Source organism: Vibrio sp. 1CM23M, assembly GCF_023161755.1.
Lineage (GTDB): Bacteria > Pseudomonadota > Gammaproteobacteria > Enterobacterales > Vibrionaceae > Vibrio > Vibrio coralliirubri.
Window position 1 is genome coordinate 1,064,287 of record NZ_JALNTR010000002.1, and the last position, 21,932, is coordinate 1,086,218.

The 21,932-nt window shown below is 45.3% G+C and carries 19 protein-coding genes; 8 read left to right on the forward strand and 11 right to left on the reverse strand.

Going from position 1 to position 21,932, the window contains the following annotated elements:
- The first annotated feature begins 178 nt into the window (after window positions 1-178).
- On the forward strand, window positions 179-853 hold the full coding sequence (locus tag MSG35_RS10135; RefSeq protein WP_086970544.1) for a Crp/Fnr family transcriptional regulator: 675 nt from the start codon (window positions 179-181) through the stop codon (window positions 851-853).
- Window positions 854-903: 50 nt separating this feature from the next.
- Here the strand turns inward: MSG35_RS10135 and tsgA are convergent, their stop codons facing one another.
- From tsgA to MSG35_RS10150, 3 genes are all read right to left on the reverse strand, one after another.
- Entirely contained in the window at window positions 904-2,076 is a 1,173-nt protein-coding gene (tsgA, locus tag MSG35_RS10140) for an MFS transporter TsgA (RefSeq protein ID WP_086970545.1), read from the reverse strand.
- A 72-nt stretch (window positions 2,077-2,148) separates the two neighbouring features.
- Window positions 2,149-2,856, reverse strand: a complete 708-nt coding sequence (gene deoD / locus MSG35_RS10145; protein WP_061033645.1) for a purine-nucleoside phosphorylase — start codon at window positions 2,854-2,856, stop codon at window positions 2,149-2,151.
- Between the two features lie 267 nt (window positions 2,857-3,123).
- Window positions 3,124-4,032, reverse strand: a complete 909-nt coding sequence (locus MSG35_RS10150) for a TIM44-like domain-containing protein (RefSeq protein ID WP_004736112.1) — start codon at window positions 4,030-4,032, stop codon at window positions 3,124-3,126.
- Window positions 4,033-4,232: 200 nt separating this feature from the next.
- Here MSG35_RS10150 and MSG35_RS10155 point away from each other — a divergent pair, with 200 nt between their 5' ends.
- From MSG35_RS10155 to MSG35_RS10165, 3 genes are all read left to right on the forward strand, one after another.
- Window positions 4,233-4,823, forward strand: coding sequence for a TetR-like C-terminal domain-containing protein (locus tag MSG35_RS10155; protein ID WP_248383833.1), 591 nt, complete (start codon window positions 4,233-4,235; stop codon window positions 4,821-4,823).
- 17 nt (window positions 4,824-4,840) lie between these two features.
- Window positions 4,841-6,715, forward strand: a complete 1,875-nt coding sequence (locus tag MSG35_RS10160; protein ID WP_248383834.1) for an MFS transporter — start codon at window positions 4,841-4,843, stop codon at window positions 6,713-6,715.
- Between the two features lie 146 nt (window positions 6,716-6,861).
- Window positions 6,862-7,782, forward strand: coding sequence for a putative sulfate exporter family transporter (locus tag MSG35_RS10165; RefSeq protein ID WP_048613077.1), 921 nt, complete (start codon window positions 6,862-6,864; stop codon window positions 7,780-7,782).
- A 133-nt stretch (window positions 7,783-7,915) separates the two neighbouring features.
- Here the strand turns inward: MSG35_RS10165 and MSG35_RS10170 are convergent, their stop codons facing one another.
- Window positions 7,916-8,083, reverse strand: coding sequence for a hypothetical protein (locus MSG35_RS10170; protein WP_017068947.1), 168 nt, complete (start codon window positions 8,081-8,083; stop codon window positions 7,916-7,918).
- Window positions 8,084-8,189: 106 nt separating this feature from the next.
- Window positions 8,190-9,068 (reverse strand): LysR substrate-binding domain-containing protein, encoded by an 879-nt coding sequence (locus tag MSG35_RS10175; protein ID WP_048607926.1) that lies wholly within the window; start codon window positions 9,066-9,068, stop codon window positions 8,190-8,192.
- Window positions 9,069-9,261: 193 nt separating this feature from the next.
- Between MSG35_RS10175 and nagE the strand changes: the two genes are divergently transcribed.
- Entirely contained in the window at window positions 9,262-10,707 is a 1,446-nt protein-coding gene (gene nagE, locus MSG35_RS10180) for an N-acetylglucosamine-specific PTS transporter subunit IIBC (protein ID WP_170930211.1), read from the forward strand.
- Window positions 10,708-10,832: 125 nt separating this feature from the next.
- Here the strand turns inward: nagE and menE are convergent, their stop codons facing one another.
- The 6 genes from menE to MSG35_RS10210 all read right to left on the reverse strand — a co-directional run bounded on the left by menE (window position 10,833) and on the right by MSG35_RS10210 (window position 18,224).
- Window positions 10,833-12,269, reverse strand: a complete 1,437-nt coding sequence (gene menE / locus MSG35_RS10185; protein ID WP_248383835.1) for an o-succinylbenzoate--CoA ligase — start codon at window positions 12,267-12,269, stop codon at window positions 10,833-10,835.
- A gap of 64 nt (window positions 12,270-12,333) precedes the next feature.
- Window positions 12,334-13,341, reverse strand: coding sequence for an o-succinylbenzoate synthase (gene menC, locus MSG35_RS10190; RefSeq protein WP_052879778.1), 1,008 nt, complete (start codon window positions 13,339-13,341; stop codon window positions 12,334-12,336).
- A gap of 75 nt (window positions 13,342-13,416) precedes the next feature.
- The gene (gene menB / locus MSG35_RS10195; protein WP_017060170.1) at window positions 13,417-14,283 is read right to left on the reverse strand and encodes a 1,4-dihydroxy-2-naphthoyl-CoA synthase; all 867 of its coding nucleotides are present in this window, start codon (window positions 14,281-14,283) and stop codon (window positions 13,417-13,419) included.
- Between the two features lie 102 nt (window positions 14,284-14,385).
- On the reverse strand, window positions 14,386-15,186 hold the full coding sequence (menH, locus tag MSG35_RS10200) for a 2-succinyl-6-hydroxy-2,4-cyclohexadiene-1-carboxylate synthase (RefSeq protein WP_048661466.1): 801 nt from the start codon (window positions 15,184-15,186) through the stop codon (window positions 14,386-14,388).
- A 9-nt stretch (window positions 15,187-15,195) separates the two neighbouring features.
- Window positions 15,196-16,920 (reverse strand): 2-succinyl-5-enolpyruvyl-6-hydroxy-3-cyclohexene-1-carboxylic-acid synthase, encoded by a 1,725-nt coding sequence (gene menD / locus MSG35_RS10205; RefSeq protein ID WP_248383836.1) that lies wholly within the window; start codon window positions 16,918-16,920, stop codon window positions 15,196-15,198.
- Entirely contained in the window at window positions 16,917-18,224 is a 1,308-nt protein-coding gene (locus tag MSG35_RS10210; protein WP_065583685.1) for an isochorismate synthase MenF, read from the reverse strand. Before MSG35_RS10210 ends, menD begins: the two co-directional genes overlap by 4 nt.
- Before the next feature lie 296 nt (window positions 18,225-18,520).
- Between MSG35_RS10210 and MSG35_RS10215 the strand changes: the two genes are divergently transcribed.
- From MSG35_RS10215 to MSG35_RS10225, 3 genes are all read left to right on the forward strand, one after another.
- Entirely contained in the window at window positions 18,521-19,753 is a 1,233-nt protein-coding gene (locus MSG35_RS10215; protein WP_048613093.1) for a pyridoxal phosphate-dependent aminotransferase, read from the forward strand.
- 169 nt (window positions 19,754-19,922) lie between these two features.
- Complete coding sequence (gene yfbR, locus MSG35_RS10220; RefSeq protein ID WP_017060613.1) at window positions 19,923-20,507, forward strand: 5'-deoxynucleotidase; 585 nt, start codon at window positions 19,923-19,925, stop codon at window positions 20,505-20,507.
- A gap of 55 nt (window positions 20,508-20,562) precedes the next feature.
- Window positions 20,563-21,906, forward strand: coding sequence for an anti-phage deoxyguanosine triphosphatase (locus MSG35_RS10225; RefSeq protein ID WP_248383837.1), 1,344 nt, complete (start codon window positions 20,563-20,565; stop codon window positions 21,904-21,906).
- Window positions 21,907-21,932: the final 26 nt, after the last annotated feature.

The window sequence follows — 21,932 nt, forward strand, 5'->3', positions numbered from 1 at the left end:
CGTCTCCCTCCACCATATTCTCCTTAATTGGAAAATCGAAAAGCCAACTCATTGAGTTGGCTTTTTTCGTTTCTGTGTATAATATTTCACTGTACCCGTTACCTTTCTCGTTCAACGATCTTGATAACCTATCATCCAAGTTGAGAAACTTCTCTCAACAACTGAATTAAAATCAAATATGCAGCTACAAACCCTAGGAAAAGGTCGCTTCGAAACTGAGTGGACCGAAGACAAGCAACTAATCGAACAAACCATTCGTGATTGTATTTGTACGAGCAGAATATTTGAGGAAAATGAGAAGTTATTAACTCAAGGAGAGCATGTAGAAAACCTATACCTTGTTGATTCAGGAAGAGTTTCCATGGGGATGACGGCTCGCAACGGTAAAACATTTTTGTTAGGTACTCTTGAGTGTGAGCAACAAGTCTTCGGGGAAATGGAATTCTTTACAGGATACCGATGCCAAATGGATATTATGCCAATCGAGCCCGTTAACGTATCTATCATTGATGCTCAAAAGCTAAAGAAGTACTTGTTAGAACAACCTAGGCTTTCTCTCTATTTCGCTAGCGCTATCGCTATTGACTATCAAGACACGGTCGAGATCCTAACAAGGCGTCTTCTATATCCGATTACTTATAATGTTGCCTACGATATTTATCATCAATATTTGAATGACTTACCCGTCGATGGCTTTCAAAAGAACTATCTTGAAGCGGAACGCTTCGCTACGACTGATAGAGTCTACCGCCGCGCGGTGAAAGAGCTTGAGAGCAAAGGTTTTATTGCTAAAGAAAAGAAAGGACTAAGGATTCTTGATCTAGAAGGGCTTAAAAAATTTGCGGAGCAATAAAGGCCTGCACAAATACAGACCTTTTCAGTGTCGCTTAAACCGATAACTATTTATGCAGTTTGAGTTTGATTGGATTGGCTTGCTTTGTACTTTGTAGATGCAATAAGCATCACCAACACAACAGCATATATTGCAGGGATGGCATACATAACTGTTTGTAAGCCAACAATACTTTCCATCATAGAGCTAATCGCAGGGCTAAACATTGCACCAGCACTGCCGCTAACCAATATATAAGAAACATTCTTACTTGATGCATTGCGAACAAATGACACACCATAAGCAATGAAAGCATTATAAAGTGCAGCACAAGCAAACCCGTAACCATAAGTCAGGTAAGAGAGCCATTCTAGTTGATTTGTAGTAACGATGACGCTCGTTATCACCATTGCAAGTGTAATGATCGTCAATAAGAAGTACTGAATCTTCATACGCGACACAATGACAGTCGAAACTAAAGCACCAACCAACGCTGCTGACCAATACTGAGTAATAATGTTACCCGCTTGTTCAAATGGAATATCGAACTTCTCTTTCACAAACATTGGAGCCCAAGTTAAGAAAGTATAAAGGGCAAGCATTCCTAAGAATAGTCCGATACCACCACTAATAATGCCGAAGTTCCATTCAGACTTTGATTCAGTTTGTGTTGCGCTTTCATCACCACATTGATTGAAGTTAGTCAGCAAAGCGATAAACATTGTTGCCAATGCAACCACGCCAACACTCAAGTAACTGATGCTCCAATTCATTGCATTAGTAAGTGCGTAAGTGGTGATCATTGGGAACACAACACCTGCAATGTTAAATGTCGCGTCTTGTACCACTAACATTGTGCTCTGAATTTTGTCTTTCCATAATGAAACGACAATAGTACCAGCGATACACAGACCAACACCTCCACAAAAACCAATAATAGCCATACATAACATCACGATCGATAACGAAGGTGCAATGTAAAGGCCTAATGAGGACAGTGCGATAATGCCATAGCACAACACCGTCATGCGTTTAATACCGACTTTTTCAATTAAGAAGAAAGCCGCAATAGTGCCGGCTAGTGCTCCACCATTTAATAAAGAAAATATTGATGCTACTTCATTTACATTCGCGTTAAATGCATTGGCTATTGGCTCGACCAACATACCAAATTGTGTCGCAAAGCCCGCCATAACGAAATTAGCGAGGAAACTGATAGCAGTGAGTGTCATTTTATTTTTCATTGTTCACTCCAAGGGCTCGTAGGTTAGATGTTTTAATTTGGGAGAGCTTAACTTTAAGCCCTCCACACAGGCTTAAGCTTTGATTGCCGTTTCTAGAGCAATTTCAATCATGTTGTTGAATGAAAGCTGACGCTCTTCTGCGGTGGTCTCCTCACCCGTGATACAATGATCAGACACCGTCAGGATCGCTAATGACTCAATACCAAATTGTTGTGCTAGCCCGTATAAGCCTGCAACTTCCATATCGATACCAAGCACCCCAAAACGCTCTAAGGCAGGGATAAGATCTTCATCAGGATCGTAATAAAGGTCGCCAGTAAACACGTTGCCAACTTTAACATCTATATTCTTCTCTTTTGCTGAAAGGTAAGCATTATGTAAAAGCTCAAACGTTGCCGATGTCGCCATGTGATAGCCACTGCTGCGCTTGGCATTAGTTGGAGAGTCTGTACCGGCAGCTTGTGCCAAAATCACATCACGCATCATGACATTTTTCTGCGTTGCACCAACACTGCCGATACGTATAATGCGCTTAACACCGAAGTCATTAATCAGTTCGTGACCATAGAGAACCATTGATGGTACACCCATGCCATGCCCCATAACTGAGATGCGCTGCCCTTTGTAATAGCCAGTGTATCCAAGCATGTTTCGAATATCAGTCACGAGTTTTGCGTCTTCTAAGTAGGTTTCAGCAATGTATTTCGCTCGTAGTGGGTCACCCGGCATAATTACTGTAGATGCGAAATCCTCAGCAGTGCCAGCAATATGTGCAGTCATAATGTTTCCTTATTTGTTTTGTTGGCGCAATCATAAGGAGTAATGGCACAAAGCATTGAGGACAAATGTCCGCTTTCAAAGTACTGCCTCTCAAATTTGAATCTCTCTATCAAAACAGAGAAGTAGCCGTTCTAAGAACCTAGTTATGACTGGCTTGCTACCCTCAGCACACAAAAAAGCCCCTGCTGATTTCTCAGCAGGGGCTTTCTATTATTTGGTGTTATTCCGAATAACTACATCCTATTGATGTTGAGTTAAATCCTGGAATTAACCTTGAATACCAACAATTAACCAAGGTGCATTGTTAGTTGTTAGGTCACGCTCTAGGTGCCAGATATCAGTGATATCTTCTTCAACGCCATCCGCTGTGTCACGGTAACGACCGCTAAACTGAAGGCTTAGCTGTGCTTTGCTACCATCGTGGTCTGCGCGAACGATTTCAGCATCAACGTACATTACGTCAGTGTGCTGATCACCGTCTAGCTTATTACGCTCAGCTTTTAGGTCTTCAAATAAGCTTGGAGATACGTATTCTTCAATCGTGTTTAGCTCGTTGTGATTCCATGCACCTTGCAGTGTACGGTAGTGCTCACGAGAACCGTTGATGAATGCCGCTTGATCAAAGCCCGGTGGGTAGTTATGTGGAACATCGCTTTGTGCACCAAAACCGAAACCACCAGCAGCGCCTTGTGATTGAGGTTGTGCTTGCTCGAAGTTATGAACATTTGGTTGTTGCTTAGGTTGTTCAAACTTGTTCTGACCCATGCCGCCGAATGCTGGCTGTTGGCCACGAGCATTCTGCTGATTCATTGAGCCCTGCTTCGCGCCCAACATTCCGCGTAGGAATTTAAACGCTAGGAAAGCAATCAGACCCATGATCAGAATATCCATGAACTGGATACCTTCAAATGCGCCACCAAAGAATGCAGCTAAAAGACCACCAGCAAGTAAGCCACCTAGCAGACCGCCCATAAGGCCTTTCTTGCTAGAGTTAGCTGCTGTGTTCTTACCCGTTTGATCTTGACGGATCGAATTCGTGTTTTGTTGTTTTGGTGCTGGAGCCGTTTTAAAGCTTTTGCCAAATGACTTACCACCACCAAACTTTTTCGCTTCCGCGATTGGCGTCACCGCGACTGTTACCAACAGGATCGCGACTAGTGAGAAAAATCGTTTCATTATTATCCTTTATAATAGGGTTCTTTATCTTTCGACACCTTAATCATACTCGTTAACAAAGAACAATGAAATATTCACCGTGCTTACACATGTATCATAATATTGCAGCTATTAATTGATTACTAAACTAGCGAAGGGATTGACGGCACTCAGGGGCAGCATTAAAATATTGAACGATGTTCATTTAATAGAAAGTACCCATGGCAAGACGAAACGATCATACTCGCGAACAATTAGTGCAATTAACCTTAAAAACGGTAACCGACTTCTTAGAAGAGCACTCTTATCACGAGCTAAGTCTACGTAAAATCGCCAATATGATTGGTTACGTTCCAAGTACCTTAGTAAATGTATTTGGTAACTACAACCTACTGCTTTTGCATGTGGTCGCTCAAACATTAGATGAACTGGCGTCAGAATCTGCTATAGCGGTTGAACAATCGAGCAACCCTCAACAAGCTCTATTCAACCTTGCCTACTGCTACCACGATTTTGCACAGCGACACCCTCACCGTTGGCAGCTTATCTTCGAGCACAACATGAACGGTGAAAACCTTCCTGAATGGCAATCAAACCGCATCGATAGAATGACAGGCATGCTAGAGCAGTTGCTCGTAGCGATTGCTCCTGAACATACGAAAAGCGAAGTCGTTAAAGCCAGCCGTGTATTATGGTCTGGAGTACACGGAATTACTCTACTCAGCGTTGATGATAAATTTTTCGCCTCTGAGCCTATTGATGGTAAAGAGCTGATCAATAACCTAGTCTCAAACTACTTAACCAACTGGTAATCATCCAAGGAAAGATAATGAACAACAGCAGCCAATCTTCGCTGTTAACCCAAAAAAGGTTCCTACCCTACTTTATTACCCAATTTCTAGGAGCCTTTAACGACAACATATTCAAAAATGTCCTGTTACTGTTTGTTGCTTTCGCAAGCGTAGACACGCTGCCTATTTCCAGCAATCTATTCATTAATTTGGCCGCTGGCCTTTTTATTCTGCCCTTCTTCTTATTTTCAGCTTTGGCCGGTGTACTGGCCGACAAATACGAAAAATCGTGGTTTATCCGTAAAGTTAAGCTCCTTGAAGTAGTGATCATGTCACTGGGTGCGATCGGATTCATCTACGAAAGCTACGGAATATTACTTCTACTTCTGTTCCTTATGGGAACGCAGAGTGCTTTCTTTGGTCCGGTGAAATACGCCCTGCTTCCACAGCAGTTAGAAACAAAAGAACTGGTATCTGGTAATGCTCTTGTTGAGACAGGTACATTCTTGGCGATCCTAATTGGTACTCTAGGCGCAGGCATCATTGCGTCTGAAGAAGGCGCGAAGCTCATTGCTGCGGTGTGTATTGTTTCGTTCGCCGTGCTTGGCTATGTATCAAGTTGCTTTATCCCACAAGCACCAAGCAATGCACCAGATCTTAAGGTAAAGTGGCAACCTGTAAAACTGACCCGCGCGACACTGGCGATTGCCAAAAAAGATCGCCCGACCTTTCAAGCTCTGATGTCTATCAGCTGGTTCTGGTTCCTTGGTGCGGCTTACCTAACTCAGTTTCCCAACTTCACTAAACTGCACTTAAACGGCACTGAAAGCTCCGTCGCCTTTTTACTGGCGCTGTTCTCGGTAGGCATCGCGATCGGCTCTTTGGCTTGCGATAAGTTATCGAATCACCGAATTGAAATCGGCATCGTGCCAATGGGCAGCTTAGGTATCTCGATATTCGGCCTTTTGATGGCGATATCCATCCCGGAGTCTTTGCCTGACTTTAGCTCTTTCCATCAATTCGTAACCTATTCAGAGCTGTGGCCGCTATTTGCTTACCTTCTGCTTCTGGGTATCTCTGGCGGTATCTTTATCGTTCCTCTATATTCACTGATGCAGTTACGTGCCAAGCCCGACGAGCGTGCCCAAGTGATTGCCGGGCTCAATATCTACAACTCACTGTTCATGGTGGGAAGTGCGGTATTAGGTATTGTTTGCCTTAGTGTTCTAGATCTTTCAATTCCACAGCTGTTTATCTTGCTCGCAGTAGGCAACACTTTGGTGATGCTGTACCTGTTTTATCAGGTGCCTATCTACGCTTTCCGCTTCTTTACGTGGGTGGTCACTCACACCATGTACCGGGTTAAACACAAGAACTTACATCACCTGCCAGAAAAAGGCGGTGCGTTGATTGTCTGCAACCATGTGAGTTATATGGATGCACTGCTGCTGAGTGCGGTTTGCCCTCGCTTGATCCGTTTTGTGATGGAAGAGGATTACACCAAGTTACCGCCAATTCGACGCTTCTTGAAAAGAGCTGGGGTGATTCCAATCTCCGCGACCAACCGCAACTCAATTCGAAACGCTTTCAAAGAAGTAGAGCGTGCCCTGCATGAAGGCCACATCGTGTGTATTTTCCCAGAAGGAAAGCTCACCTCTGATGGCGAAGTGGCTGAGTTCATGCGTGGTATGGAACTGATCATCAAACGTTCCCCTGTCCCAGTGATTCCTATGGCTCTTAAAGGATTATGGGGTAGCTACTTTAGTCGTTACAAAGGCCGTGCCTGCAAAGGGTTACCGACTCGCTTCTGGACTAAGCTAGAGATAGAAGCTGGTGAACCGATTTCACCTAAAGAGGCCTCTTGTGAAACGCTTCGACAGTCAGTCTCTGACCTTCGCGGATCACTACGCTAGTTAACCAACCCTTTATTCATATCAGCTGAACAAGCGTTAAGTTTTCCTTAACGTTTGTTCAATTCATTTAGACTTACTTATCATTTTATTGAACGTATAGTGGTCTCATCACAATAACGCCACAACAAAACAAGACTCTAAATACAATGAACCTAAAAAAGTCCGTTCCATTTTATCTTGCTGCACTGTTTTGCTTAACGCCTTGGGTTAGCTCACCGACAGCCCTGGTTATCGGTTTCCTGCTTGCGAGTTTAGGTTTAGTCCCTGAACACTTGGAAGTCGGCAAACTCACCAAAAAACTACTGGCCTACTCTATTGTTGGCTTGGGTTTTGGTATTCAGTTTGAAAAAGCATTAGCAGTAACAGGCGATGGTATTGGGCTCATTGTAACGACGATTATTGGTACATTAGTCATTGGTTGGTTCTTGGCTAAACGAATGGGGCTAGACCGCACTACGGGCTACCTTATCTCTTCTGGTACCGCGATTTGTGGTGGTAGCGCGATAGCGGCTGTGGCGCCCGCTATCAAAGCAGACGATGAACAGATTGGCTTGGCGTTAGCCACTGTATTCGTGTTGAACTCGGTTGCTCTATTCTTATTCCCGATGATTGGTCACGCGCTTGAGCTCAGCCAACAAACATTTGGTACTTGGGCAGCCATCGCGATTCACGATACGTCTTCTGTAGTAGGTGCAGCTTCAGCGTATGGCGAAGAAGCACTGACGACAGCGACAACGTTGAAACTCGCGCGTGCACTTTGGATCATCCCAATCGCTTTAATCAGTGCGATGATCTTCAAGAACGATCAAAAGAAGATTACGGTTCCCTACTTCATTTTCTTCTATTGCGCCGCTATCGCGGTGAGTGACTTACTGCCACAATTTGAGATGGTCTATCAAGGAATCTTTGATGTGTCTAAGCGAGCACTGGTGGTGTGTCTGTTCTTAATTGGCTGTGGTATTTCAGTTGAAAAGTTAAAAGCAGCAGGGCCGAAACCATTGATGTTTGGTATTACGATGTGGGTCATGATCTCGACAGGTTCATTAGCGTGGTTAACTCTCGCCTAACCTGCATAGAAACGCTTTAGATGGTTGTTCGGTTAGCTAGACACTCGGGTTAGCGAGCAACAAAACAAAAAGGCAAAGCTCCAATGGGCTTTGCCTTTATCGTTTGTGGTAAGGATATTCTTTGTTGCAACAATCACGAATCAAACAGGGGCTTATCACTCTTCTTGCTCTCTCTTTTCATTAAAACAAGTACCACAACCAACACAAATGCGGTGAGTTCAGCCAACGAACGAGTCAACCCCGATGAGATGATTGCTTGGCCTATCTGCAGTAAAACCGCAATGATGAGGGCAATTTTCATAATAAGACCTTATTCTATAATCCGTTATTTATATGGCTTATTATGATGGATGGTTATAAAGATAATAAATTCTGTTTTGAACTATCTAATTGCTAAATTAACTAACCTAACGCAACTGCCCTTCTAACCACTTAATAAAGGTTCTTACCTTAGGCCGTTTTTCCGTGCCTAGCGGGCAGATTAAGTCATACCCTTGGTCAGTATCCATGCTCGGATAAGGTGTTATGAGCTCACCAGTCTGGACATACTGCTTAACAAAATGATAGCGCCCCATCGCGACACCGATATTACTGAGGGCACTTCTTACGCCCATATCTCGGTGGCTCACGCAGTAAAATTGCTCAAACAAGTTCACATCCAAGCCGTGGTGTTTAATCCAACGCTGCCATACATCTGACCCTAGTGCATGAATGAAATTAATCCGGTGCAGCGATTCTAAGCCATCATCAAAGATGTCGTGCTCAGCCGCGTAACTCGGTGTACATACCGGAATATACTTTTCACCAAACAGGCGCTGTCGATGCATGTCTTTGAGATCTTCAGCGCCATAATAAATGGCGACATCGAGATGATTTTGATGAAAATCCTGCTCTTCTTGCGAGAAAATGTTGAGATTAAACTTAGGATATCGCTTTTTAAAATCAGCCAGTCTTGGTAGTAACCAACTGTTGGCAAATGCAGGACTGGTACCGATATTGATCTGTCCATACAAGTCTGTGTTGGTAATGTCTTCGATCTCACCAAAAATAGAGCTTAACGACTTGGATAACGTTCGTTGAAAGCGCTGGCCTTCTTCCGTTAGTTCCAGTTTACGAGTCCCTCGCACAAACAAGTTAAATCCGAGTTCACCTTCTAACACTTTGATTCGATGGCTAACGGCTCCCTGAGTCAGATGCAACTTTCTCGCCGCTAGCGTAAAGCTCATTTTCTCTGCAGCAACATTAAAAGTATGAAGATTTCTAAGTAAAGATTGATGGTTAGCCATACGAACTCATGCATTAAAAATTTTAATTCATACTACTACCCGTTTCGTTTGTTTGCATTAAGAAATAAGTTTTTAATAGCCGCAGTTACTTAAAATCCTGCCTCGATCAACCTTTGACTCCATACGTTGACGAGCAGAAACATTAAAAAAATTAATTACAAACTTAGGGGCACATATGAATATACTCGGGTATATGCAAAAAGTAGGTAAGGCATTGATGGTTCCCGTAGCCACACTGCCAGCTGCAGCAATCCTTATGGGGATCGGCTATTGGTTGGACCCTGTTGGTTGGGGTTCTGAAAGTATCTTAGCCGCATTCTTGATCAAATCTGGTGGCGCGATCATCGACAATATGGCGGTTCTGTTCGCGGTGGGTGTCGCATTTGGTTTGAGCCGTGATAAGAATGGTTCTGCGGCACTGTCTGGTTTTGTGATGTTCCTCGTCGTCACCACGCTACTTGCTCCGGGCTCTGTTGCTCAGTTAATGGATGTTGAACTCAGTGAAGTGCCAGCGGCATTTGGCAAAATCAGCAACCAATTCGTAGGTATCATTGTGGGTATCATCTCTGCTGAGATCTACAACCGCTACTCAACCGTTGAACTTCCTCAAGCTCTAGCGTTCTTCAGCGGTAAGCGTTTGGTTCCTATCCTTACCTCAATCGCAGGTATGGCTCTCTCTTTTGCTCTACTTTACATCTGGCCAGCTGTTTACGACGCTCTGATCGTTCTGGGTATTAAACTAGAGAGCATGGGCGCAGTGGGTGCCGGTCTGTTTGGTTTCTTCAACCGTTTGTTCCTATCAGTAGGTATGCACCACGCTCTTTACCCTGTGTTCTGGTTCGACGTTGTTGGTATTAACGACATTCCAAACTTCCTAGGTGGCGCGCAATCTATCGCTAACGGCACGGGTATTCCGGGTAAAACAGGCATGTACCAAGCGGGCTTCTTCCCTATCATGATGTTTGGCCTACCAGCAGCAGCATTGGCGATGTACCACTGTTCTGATGCGAAAAACAAAAACCAAGTATTTGCAATCATGCTTGCGGCAGCTATGGCTTCATTCTTCACAGGTATTACAGAGCCGCTAGAGTTCAGCTTCATGTTCCTAGCACCCGTGTTGTTCCTGCTACACGCAGTATTAACAGGTCTATCGCTTTACATTGCAGCAAGCATGGAATGGATGGCAGGCTTCGGCTTCTCTGCTGGTTTCGTTGACCTAGTACTATCAAGCCAAAACCCACTAGCGGTTAACTGGTACATGCTACTGGTTCAAGGTGTGGTGTTCTTCGCGCTTTACTACGGTATTTTCCGCTTCGCTATCATCAAGTTCAACCTACGTACTCCAGGTCGTGGTGAAGAGATGGAAGCAGAGAAAGAAACTGAAACGCCAGAAGCATTAGCTAACCTAACCAATAGCTACATTGAAGCGGTTGGCGGTGCAGACAACATTCTAGAAGTCGATAACTGTATTACTCGTCTACGCTTAACTGTGAAAGACTCAGGTGCAGCAGACAGCGATAAACTGAAGAAACTCGGTGCGGCAGGTGTGGTACCGGTTGGTAAAGGTGGCCTACAAGTTATCATTGGCCTAGGTAAGGTAGATAAAGTCGCTGAGCAAATGAAGAAGGCACTCGCTTAACGCCAAATCTTGAATGACACGATAAGATACTAAGAATTTGTGACGGCTTCACCACCGTCACAACCCCCTGAAGCGCAATTACGACTAGTCACCGTGTATTGCGCTTCATTTTATTACTCTTCGCTCTATTTAGAACGAGTCTGCTGTAACCACTGCGCCAATCCAGCGCGCGAAACCTTAATACCCTGTTGTTCCTGCTGAGGCATTCGATAATACTCAACAGGAAATTTGAACCGTTCAAGACGCCCCGTCAATTGCTCGATAAACCACTCTTTGGTTGGCAGCTCAGCACAATCGACAATCGCTGCAGGTCGGAATCCGAACTCATCATCTTCAATGGGAACAATAAAGGCCTGATTAACCTCAGACAATTGATTGAGTACTCGCTCAATTTCTTCGCAATGAATGTTCTCACCACCAGAAATAAACTGATTGTCGGCGCGACCAATAATCGACACTTGTTCGCCAACCCACTCACCAAGATCTTTGCTATCAAACCAACCGCTCTTATCAACTAATGGCGTTAATTTACCTTGATAGTAATACCCGGAAGCGAGCGTCTCGCCACCAATAAAGATACGTTGTTCTTCAATTTTTAGCTGGCGATGGTTAAGGACAAAACCGGCGGTGCTGCTGGCATCAACGGGCTTCGCGGTCACGGTTGAAGCCGCTTCAGTCATGCCGTAGCCAAGCCATGTTTCAATGCCCATTTGTTGAGCTTCGAGCCCAAGTGCTTCTGGTATATGACTACCACCCAAAAGTACATGCGTTAAAGTAAGTGCTTGCTTACTCTTTAACAATCGATGTAGCTGAGTAGCGACTAATGAAGCGTGACTGCATTCTTCTATATCGGTTTCAAGCTTACCTGTGCCTATTTTGATGCAGCCACCAGCCGCCAACCAACGATGAACTATCGCCAGCCCCGACACATGGTACATAGGTAAACTCAGTAACCACGTGTCACCTTGTTGATAACGAAACACCTCAAGCAGCCCTGACGCAGAACATAAGTGCTGATCAAGTGTATGGGCGACCGCTTTTGGATTTCCGGTAGAACCTGAAGTGAATACGATACTCGCTAGATTTTGCGGATTGAAGTGGAAGTCTTGAGATGTCGTTATCCGATTACCATCAGCATCGACCTTCACTTCATTTAAGCAAGACAAGGTCACCAACTGAGTATTCAAATCGGCAGTCTCTGATTGCTCTATCCCGCTATTGCCCAAGAGCCAAAGGTAGCTTCGTTGATCTGCTTGATATAAGGAATCGAGCTTTTGCTTGAGGCGTAAACTAGGCTGAGGCATCGTAAACGCACAAACCACACCCAAATTGAGTGCGGCAAGGTAAACAGGGATCACTTCAGCTTGATTCTTACCAACAATCGTTAGTACATCACCTTCAGATAGGCCTTGATGAGATAGCTGTTGTTGGTACTCACTAACCAACACAAACACTTGCTGCCAAGTATAAGTACGGTGAGTAGTCACTAACGCTGGTTGAAGTGGGTTTTGCTGCGCCCACTGTACCCAGAGCGGGTGATGATTAGATTGTGGGCGCATCATATGATAACCAAAAATAGATTAAGAACTTGCTAGGCTAACTAAATAGCCATTCAAATAGCTCGGTCTAAGAAGACCAAATCAATTGCTGCTGGTCAAGCGTAGAGACAGGCAACTGACTCCCCGGCCAAGAAACCTCTAGCTGCTGCTTGAACAAGCCAATCGTATCCAACCCCGGCACTTCATTTGGCAAATATTGCTGCGCCAAACGAGCAATCTGCGTCAGACCTAGGCTCGACTCAATGCTTGAGCTCAATACCGGTTTCATTCCAAGCTTCTGTGCACGCTCAATGATTGCCACACAACGCTCTACAGAACCAATAAGAGTTGGCTTGATCACGACAGCTTTAACGCCAGTAAGGTCGCTAAGATCAAACTCTGGGCTTCGCACCGCCTCTTGTAGTGTCTCGTCCCACGCAATCGCGACACCATGGTCGATGGCAAAGGCCAAGCTATCTTCTGGCTTTTGGCAAGGCTCTTCAATAAAGCTTATGCGCTGACGCAGTGACGGCGAAATGTATTTAATGAACTGCTTCGCTTTCTCTGGCTTCCACGCACGGTTGGCATCAAGTCTTAGGGTCAAATCAGGGATCGACTCAAGGAATAAGCTAACCAGCATGCCATCGCGAATCGCTTCGTAGAGGCCGACTTTCACTTTCGCGACCTTCTCGCCTTGCATCTCATTCAATACAGGGATCAGTTCATCTGGATCGCCTGTACACAAAGGCGCCGCTTGGTAGTTACCTTGAGCGTTAAGATCGCCTCGCAATTCCATCATCGCCATTGAAAAGCCAAACGCGACAGAAGGATACAGCTCGTCGAAAGGCGTTTGAGGCTTATTGTGGCTCCAAAGCTCTAATTCGTGTTGAAGCTGAATGCCAGCTTGTTCGGCATCTTCTTGGCTAAAACCGGGCAAAGGCGCAACTTCGCCAAAACCAGTTTTACCATCACACTCAAGTTGGATGATATAGCCAACGCGTTCGTTCAACTTATTGTCACGAAGAACCACGCCACTATCCATAGGTAATTGATAACGGTAGAGTTTAGCGTGGCGCTGAGAATTCACTGAGTTCATAAAGTTTCCTAAAAAACGGGGAACATCAAAACAAAACGAGCCGCTATTAGCGACTCATTTTGAAGAAGAGAAAGACTATGGATTACGCGGGAACTTGTCGAAGTCCGGTCGACGTTTCTCGTTGAATGCGTTGCGGCCTTCTTGGCCTTCCTCTGTCATATAGAACATCATGGTTGCGTTACCAGCCAACTCTTGCAGACCGGCTTGACCATCACAGTCTGCGTTCAGAGCCGCTTTCAAGCAACGCAGTGCCATTGGGCTGTGTTGAAGCACTTCACGACACCAACGAACGGTCTCTTTTTCTAAGTCAGCGACAGGAACAACGGTGTTTACAAGGCCCATGTCCAGTGCTTCTTGTGCATCGTAGAAGCGGCACAAGAACCAGATTTCACGCGCTTTCTTTTGACCAACGATACGAGCCATGTAAGAAGCACCCCAACCGCCATCAAATGAACCCACTTTAGGACCCGTCTGACCGAACTGCGCATTTTCAGCGGCAATCGTAAGGTCTGCCATCATGTGAAGTACATGACCGCCGCCTACTGCCCAACCCGATACCGCTGCGATAACTGGTTTTGGACAAGTACGAATTTGACGTTGGAAATCAAGTACGTTCAGGTGGTGTGTACCTGAATCATCTTGGTAGCCGCCGTAGTCACCACGAATACTTTGGTCACCACCAGAACAGAACGCCTTCTCACCAAGACCCGTCAAAATGATCACGCCTACTTTCTCGTCGTAACGAGCGTCAGCCAGTGCGTTGATCATCTCTTTTACGGTTTGTGGACGGAACGCATTGTGGACTTGAGGACGCGCAATCGTGATTTTTGCAATACCATCGTCAGATTTGTGGTACTGAATATCTTCGTATTGACTGCTTTCATCGCTCCAGTTAACTGCCGCGTAAAGTTCTTCTTCTGTGATGCCTACTGTTTTAGCCATGGTGATTCCCATTGTTCTATTAGAGACCACGACTAACGAGTAGTCGTGACGGTGTTGCTCTGCTTTTGATAGTGCTTGATACGAGAGAATCGCTCAGTCAGATTAACGACGACTGGCGATACATTGGATTATCAGGTTAGAAAACAGCTCGGGTTGCTCAAAATGAACATTATGACCCGCGTAATCCACCTGACTATATTCAAAGCCACTATTCTCAGCTAGCTCCATGAATTTACGATCTTTTTCTCCACATACATAATGCAATAAATGCTCATGAGATTTCAATGTGGCACGTAAATCCGGTTGCTTAGCTAACGAAGTAGATAACAACATATTTGCTACGGATACTCCAAGGTTACCACTACGCTTTATGACCAAAGTTTGTCTTTGCTCATGATTTAGTGAAGAAAAGACGCTTTGTTGATACCAATCGTCTAAAACATCTTCAATCGACTGCTGTGCAAAGCGAACAGCCCATTGCGTATCGTGTACTAACCTTTGTGCTCTTTCTTCATCACATTCCAAGCCAAAGTTGCCACCTTCAATAATGACTTTCTCTAGGTTGAGTGTCTCAAAGCAAGGGCTTGTCACCCCATACATTGCGAGCCTTCCGCCCATAGAATACCCAATCACTACGATAGGATAATCGGCAGGAAGATCGTTGAGAGCCAGTTGGGATGTGATGCATTGGACAATTTTCTTGCAGCAATGATCAAACCCTACCGGATCGATAAAGCGACTTTGTCCGTGTCCGGGTAAATCTATGCAAAGGAGAGGAAAATCCTCGAGGAATGGATGACATGCACTCCAATCATCCCCGCTTCCGAGTAAACCATGTAAGAAAACAAGCAAAGGTTTGTCAGAAGAATCTTGTACAGCTGGGTAATAATCGGAGTAAAGCATGTAAAGTCCTTAGGCTAATGCCTCGGTGAGCATTGAACTGAATTGTTTCAGCAAAGTAGACGCTTGTTCGGGAGGCGTCTTAACTTCCACGAGCAAGGTACCCTGACCCTGTTCGAAATGTTGTTCGATAATAGTTTGATAGCAATTCAAGGTTTCTGGCGCAGCGTATCCCAACTGGAATTGCGCAGCAGCGTGTTCAAAACTGAAACCATGAGGCATTTGATAAAGTGACTGTTTCTGTTGTTCTGGTACCGGCAATAAATCAAAGATCGCACCGCCATCATTGTTGGTCACAACAATAACCATCGGCGTTAAGTTATGAGTCAGCAGAGCCAGTGAGTTGAGGTCGTAAAGCAAAGAAGTATCGCCAATCAACATCAATAAGGGATTTTGGTTGGCTTTCACTACACCCGCAGCCGTTGCCACCAAGCCATCAATGCCCGATGCACCACGATTGCTGTAAACTCGATTCGCAGATATTGAAGACAGCATATCTACCAGCCTTACCATCAAGCTGTTTCCCACAAACAACTCTCTGTCTTTAAGTCTAGACGACAAGTCAACCGCAACACTCAACTCGGTCAGTTGGTCATTATTGGATATTTGTGCGAGTGCGAGTTGCTGAACGGTATTTGCCACCTCGATTAAAGGTGTAGCCCAACCCGAGTGTTTGCCCAACAACGTTGGCAGGTGTTGATCAGTTATCCACGACTCAATATTGGCAACAATATGAGTTTGAGGCAAATGGTCTTGATTTATACGGTGCGCATCAGCCGAAACCACAACATATTGCGTGCAATCGAACCAAGCTGCTTGTGACTTAACCCAATGGTTTAATCGCTTAGAAACAATGCGCTCACCAAACTGAAGAATGAAATCACACTGGTTGAGTTGCTCTTTAACTGAGTCACTCTGTAACCACAGATCATAATGCTTCCAATCACTGCTCACGCCCGATTGAGGATCACAGAAAATTGGCCAGCCCAAAGCCGAAGCAAACTGCTTCGCTTTTGTCGCCGCTTCTTTATCAATCGAACCAATAATCACCGCACCTTTACGCGCTAGGTAATCGCCCGGCGCTATCGGCTGTACAGTCAAATGGTTGGGTAAACAGGTATTGGAATACGGGCTTGTTGACGAGCTCCACCCAGCGATACTGTTAGTGTAGTCTGCATACATTTCAGCACTGTTCTTAGAATAGAGCGGCTCTGGGAACGGACAATTGATATGAATCGCACCGCCCACATTGCGTTGTTTCGCAAGCGCGCTATCAACCGATGTTAGAAGCCAATTCAATGAAATTTGTGTGGTTGGGCTTGGCAGGTTTAAAGCACTTTCTACATGGGAAGAAAAGATACCATGCTGCTGAATCGCTTGATTGGCACCACAGTCGACCAAGTCGATGGGTCTATCAGAGGTCAGTAAGATCAGCTTCTCTCGTGTCAGCCCAGATTCAGCCGTCGCAGGAAGCAAATTCGCCACGGCGGTTCCTGATGTCACAATCACTGCAACTGGCTTATCACTTGCTTTTGCTAAACCTAAAGCTAAAAACCCAAGACCACGCTCATCAAAGTGCGTGTGTAAGGTTAACTTAGGGTTAGCTTCAGCTTCGAGAGTTAACGGCGTTGAGCGAGAGCCCGGTGCAACACAAACATGTTCAACGCCATTGCGTGCAAGCTCTTCAAGTAACGTGTGACACCAAACTCTGTTTAATACGGCTTGGTCGTGATTCATGACGCGACACCCAATGGAGGGTGATCAGAAATGAGACTGAGCAAGGTAGACATCTTCTTGTTCAGTTCTTGCCACTCATGTTCGGCAACCGATCCCGGCACGATCCCCGCGCCAGCAAACAACTGTACTTGATCGTTTACAATCAAGGCGCTGCGAATCGCCACGCAGAATTCCGCTCGCTGATGACTGATATAGCCTACAGACCCTGCATACCAACCTCTAGCAAACGGTTCGTGTTCAAGAATGAAATCCATCGCTTCTTTACGAGGTAAACCCGCCACCGCAGCAGTAGGTTGTAAGGCAGCAAGCAACTGCACACCATTAACACCATTATTAAGCTGAGCATGGATATTACGCTTAAGATGCTGCACCTTACGCAAGCGCACTAGACGCGCATCCTTTTCAACATGGACCGTTTGAGAATGAGGAGTGAGACGCTCAATGATGTCGTCGACCACATACTGGTTCTCATTGAGGTTTTTGCTATCTTGAGAAAGCCAGTTGGCCAGTTCCATATCCTCAGTAGCGTTCTCTCCGCGACCAATGGTTCCAGCAAGCGCTTCGGTATCGAGCTCAGTACCATGTCGGCTATATAAGCGCTCTGGTGTAGAACCAATGAAACTGTGTTTAGAATCCAGCACCAACATAAAGTGGAAACTGTGGTGATTTTGCAGGTAGCTGGCTTTAAGTAATTGAGCTGCGCAGATTGGCGCATCGAGCTGCAGTGTGGTTTTACGCGCTAAAACGACTTTTTTGTACTCTTCATCGCTAATGCCTTGCAGCACTTTATCGACAAGGTTGCCCCACTGCTCTCTTTCTGGAACGTGATTAATTTGTTCAATATGAGCAGACAAAGGCGCCAATATCGCCGCTTCCACAGAAAGCTTATTCAAAGCATTAATAGAAGAAACGCGATCAGGGGACAAGTTAACCGCTAGCGACCACGTATTGTCAAAGCGAATCAATTCAACCTGAGGAAGGAAGAAAAACGACTCCATGCAACGACGGTTCTTTGCGGTGTGCCCGTCAAACGAGCGTCCACCCCAGATTCGTTGGTCTTCACCAAGAATCGCGTACGCGGGTGCAGGATCTGAAAACGTATGTAACTGTCCGAGCGCAACAACCTCTTCACGAGTGTCGCGTGACTGCCAGTAGAACTTAGGAAAGAGCGGTTGAGCATGAAGCCATTCTATAAATGCAAACGATGGTTTTTGCGTTAGAACTTCAACACAACGAACTTCGCTTGCTTGGGCATTTTGTACTCGCTCAATCAAAGCGGAGATAGTTTGCTGGAAATGTGACAAATCGACCTCGTTCACATCTAAATTATTATTATATTAGTTTGATACTTTATGGGCAGTACCCACTTAGATCAAGAATGTACTATATCTTTTCAACATTCCTGTAATTTTAAGCGATCCCGCCCCTTTATTCATCTTAGCCAATAACCAAGAAAGCGATTAATTAAAATTTAGAAAAGAGTGACAACAAAAAGGCTAAACGTGACACTGAAATGCGACATTCATCAGATTTTTATTCTATCAAACGCCATTTTGCGGTACTTTAATAAAGTATTTAAATTAATTTCAGGAAATCGGCAATGCAAAATATCGGGATGTCGTCAAAACTCAACAGCGTATGCTACGAAATCAGGGGGCCTGTACTCAAACATGCTAAGCGCATGGAAGAAGAAGGGCATAAAATACTGAAGCTTAATATTGGTAACCCCGCCCCATTTGGTTTTGACGCCCCTGATGAAATCCTTGTTGACGTAATCCGTAACCTACCGACATCTCAAGGTTACTGCGACTCAAAAGGCATCTATTCAGCCCGCAAAGCGGTTGTTCAGCACTACCAGAAAAAAGGCCTACGTAACCTTGATGTAGAAGACGTTTACATTGGTAACGGCGCATCAGAGCTTATCGTTATGTCTATGCAAGCGCTACTGGATAATGGTGATGAAATCTTAGTTCCCGCTCCGGACTACCCACTATGGACAGCGTCTGTTGCGCTTTCTGGTGGTACACCGGTTCACTACATGTGTGATGAAGATGCTGATTGGTATCCAGATTTAGACGACATGCGCGCGAAGATCTCACCAAAGACGCGCGGCATCGTTCTTATCAACCCGAACAACCCAACGGGCGCGGTATACAGCCGTGATTTCCTACTGCAAGTGGTTGAGATTGCTCGTGAGCACGGTTTGATCATCTTCGCCGATGAAATCTACGACAAAGTACTTTACGACGGTGCGGTGCACACTTCAGTGGCAACGCTTGCTGAAGATGTATTAATGGTGACGTTCAACGGCCTATCTAAAGCTTACCGTGTATGTGGTTTCCGTGGTGGTTGGATGTTCTTAACAGGCCCTAAACACCTAGCGAAAGGCTATGTAGAAGGGCTAGAAATGCTGGCCTCAATGCGTTTGTGCGCCAACGTTCCGATGCAACACGCTATCCAAACCGCACTCGGGGGCTATCAGAGTATCAACGAGCTGATTCTTCCAGGTGGTCGACTGCTTGAACAGCGTGACCGTGCATGGGAACTGATCAACAAGATCCCTGGCGTTTCTTGTGTGAAGCCGAAAGGCGCAATGTACCTGTTCCCTAAAATCGACACCAACATGTACAACATCAAAGACGATCAGAAGTTTGTACTCGACTTCCTTAAGCAAGAGAAGGTGTTATTGGTCCAAGGTACGGGCTTCAACTGGCCGAAACCGGACCACTTCCGCATCGTGACTCTGCCGCACATCGAAGATCTGGAAATCGCGATTGGTCGTCTAGAGCGCTTCTTACAGACTTACAGCCAAGACGACCTCGTCGAAGGTTAATAAGCACAAAGAAAGATGGCTACAATTTGCTGTTTTAAAAGACTTTAACTTGTATTCATTCACTTCTATGCTTAAAAGGCTCCTGTTTAGGAGCCTTTTTTGTATCCGCTGTCTCGTATGCCTGCGCAAACACAAAATACGAGTGGAGCACTCTCTAGATAGGACATTTATGAAACAGAGCCATTTCTTTGCCCATCTCGCACGTATGAAGCTGATTCAACGTTGGCCTTTGATGCGTTCGGTCTCAAGCGAGAACATTTCAGAACATAGCCTACAGGTTGCTTTCGTGGCACACGCTTTAGCACTGATCAAAAACAAGAAGTTTGATGGTCAGCTTAACCCTGAGCACATTGCTCTGCTTGGCATGTACCACGACACCAGTGAGGTACTGACAGGTGATTTGCCAACGCCAGTTAAATACTACAACCCGGATATTGCACAAGAGTATAAAAAGATAGAAGCCGCAGCAGAACAAAGACTGCTTTCGATGTTGCCAGAAGAGTTCCGAGACGACTTCGCCCCCTTCTTAATATCTGGTACTGCGAGTAAAGAAGAGCAAAGCATCGTCAAGCAAGCAGATACTATCTGTGCTTATTTGAAATGCTTGGAAGAGCTCAGTGCGGGCAACCATGAATACGAGCAAGCCAAGCGCCGATTAGAAGAAACACTCGAACAACGCAAAAGCCCAGAAATGGACTACTTTCTCACCACATTTGCGCCGAGCTTTGAATTATCACTAGACGAGATAAGCTAGCTGGGTATAAGTTGTTTTTAATTAGCTAAATAAAATCAATTTGATAGGTGCTATTTTGAATTCTCTACTCGAACCACCCTTTGTACTCGAACAAGAATGGCAACATCGAAATGACGATGAACATAAAATACGACGTGATGATCACCGCAGCCCGTATCAGCGTGACCGTGCACGCGTGCTTCACTCTGCTGCCTTCCGTCGCTTACAAGCGAAAACCCAGATCCATGGCACCACGGTCAACGACTTTCATCGAACGCGTCTTACTCACTCTCTTGAGGCCGCTCAGCTTGGCACCGGCATCGTCGCCCAGCTGAAGAAAAAGCAGCCCGAATTTCGAGACCTATTACCCTCAGACAGTTTGATTGATTCACTGTGTTTGGCTCACGACATCGGTCATCCACCTTATGGACATGGCGGCGAAGTCGCACTCAACTACATGATGCGCGACCACGGTGGCTTTGAGGGCAACGCTCAAACGTTTCGTATTGTCACACAGCTAGAACCTTACACTGAACATCACGGGATGAACCTATCTCGACGCACTTTGTTAGGTCTGATTAAGTACCCTTCTCTGCTGAGTGAGGTTCAAGCTAAATTGCAGTCTGAACCCGTTAAGCATCAACGACAACTCCGTGCTAAAGATTGGATGCCAGCAAAAGGCATCTACGATCATGATGAAGAACTGTTTAACTGGGTGCTTGAACCGCTTTCAAGCAGCGACCAACAGCTCCTAAAACAGAAAAGAAAAACACACACCGAGCCACTTGAGCACAATAGGACCAAATATAAGTCGCTGGATTGTTCAATCATGGAGCTGGCCGATGACATCGCGTATGGCGTGCATGATTTAGAAGATGCGATTGTGCTTGGTTCTGTGACCAAAGCTCAGTGGGTCGAATCGGCTTATCCTCAACTGAAAGAGATGGCCGATCCATGGATTTGCGAACACCTAGATTCAATTACAGAGATGCTTTTCTCTGGTGAACAGTATCGTCGAAAGGATGCGATTGGTGGGATAGTCAACGCCCTGTTGACCAGCATCTCGATTAAGCGAGTAGATGCTAACTTTGAGAATGTGCTTTTGGCTTACAATGCAGTGCTCGAGCCGAGCATGGACGGCACGCTCGATAAGCTGAAACACTTTGTCAGCGAGTTCGTGATTCAAGTGCCACAGGTTCAAGTCATCGAATACAAAGGCCAACAGATAATCATGGATATGTTTGAAGCATTCAGCGCTGATCCTGAACGCTTGCTACCACTGCCCATCAAGAAGCAATGGCTACAACATCAAGATGAATCAAGAAAGATGCGCGTGATAGCCGATTACATTTCATCGATGACCGATGATCTTGCGCAGAAAATGCATCAGCAACTGTTCTCGGCTCATACCGAGTTTTAATTCCTGACTCACTTTACTAAAACGGC

Coding starts and splice junctions, on each gene's coding strand:
- MSG35_RS10135 (WP_086970544.1), top strand. CDS start 179: ATGCAGCTACAAACCCTAGGAAAAGGTCGCTTCGAAACTGAGTGGACC.
- tsgA (WP_086970545.1), bottom strand. CDS start 2,076: ATGAAAAATAAAATGACACTCACTGCTATCAGTTTCCTCGCTAATTTC.
- deoD (WP_061033645.1), bottom strand. CDS start 2,856: ATGACTGCACATATTGCTGGCACTGCTGAGGATTTCGCATCTACAGTA.
- MSG35_RS10150 (WP_004736112.1), bottom strand. CDS start 4,032: ATGAAACGATTTTTCTCACTAGTCGCGATCCTGTTGGTAACAGTCGCG.
- MSG35_RS10155 (WP_248383833.1), top strand. CDS start 4,233: ATGGCAAGACGAAACGATCATACTCGCGAACAATTAGTGCAATTAACC.
- MSG35_RS10160 (WP_248383834.1), top strand. CDS start 4,841: ATGAACAACAGCAGCCAATCTTCGCTGTTAACCCAAAAAAGGTTCCTA.
- MSG35_RS10165 (WP_048613077.1), top strand. CDS start 6,862: ATGAACCTAAAAAAGTCCGTTCCATTTTATCTTGCTGCACTGTTTTGC.
- MSG35_RS10170 (WP_017068947.1), bottom strand. CDS start 8,083: ATGAAAATTGCCCTCATCATTGCGGTTTTACTGCAGATAGGCCAAGCA.
- MSG35_RS10175 (WP_048607926.1), bottom strand. CDS start 9,068: ATGGCTAACCATCAATCTTTACTTAGAAATCTTCATACTTTTAATGTT.
- nagE (WP_170930211.1), top strand. CDS start 9,262: ATGCAAAAAGTAGGTAAGGCATTGATGGTTCCCGTAGCCACACTGCCA.
- menE (WP_248383835.1), bottom strand. CDS start 12,269: ATGATGCGCCCACAATCTAATCATCACCCGCTCTGGGTACAGTGGGCG.
- menC (WP_052879778.1), bottom strand. CDS start 13,341: ATGAACTCAGTGAATTCTCAGCGCCACGCTAAACTCTACCGTTATCAA.
- menB (WP_017060170.1), bottom strand. CDS start 14,283: ATGGCTAAAACAGTAGGCATCACAGAAGAAGAACTTTACGCGGCAGTT.
- menH (WP_048661466.1), bottom strand. CDS start 15,186: ATGCTTTACTCCGATTATTACCCAGCTGTACAAGATTCTTCTGACAAA.
- menD (WP_248383836.1), bottom strand. CDS start 16,920: ATGAATCACGACCAAGCCGTATTAAACAGAGTTTGGTGTCACACGTTA.
- MSG35_RS10215 (WP_048613093.1), top strand. CDS start 18,521: ATGCAAAATATCGGGATGTCGTCAAAACTCAACAGCGTATGCTACGAA.
- yfbR (WP_017060613.1), top strand. CDS start 19,923: ATGAAACAGAGCCATTTCTTTGCCCATCTCGCACGTATGAAGCTGATT.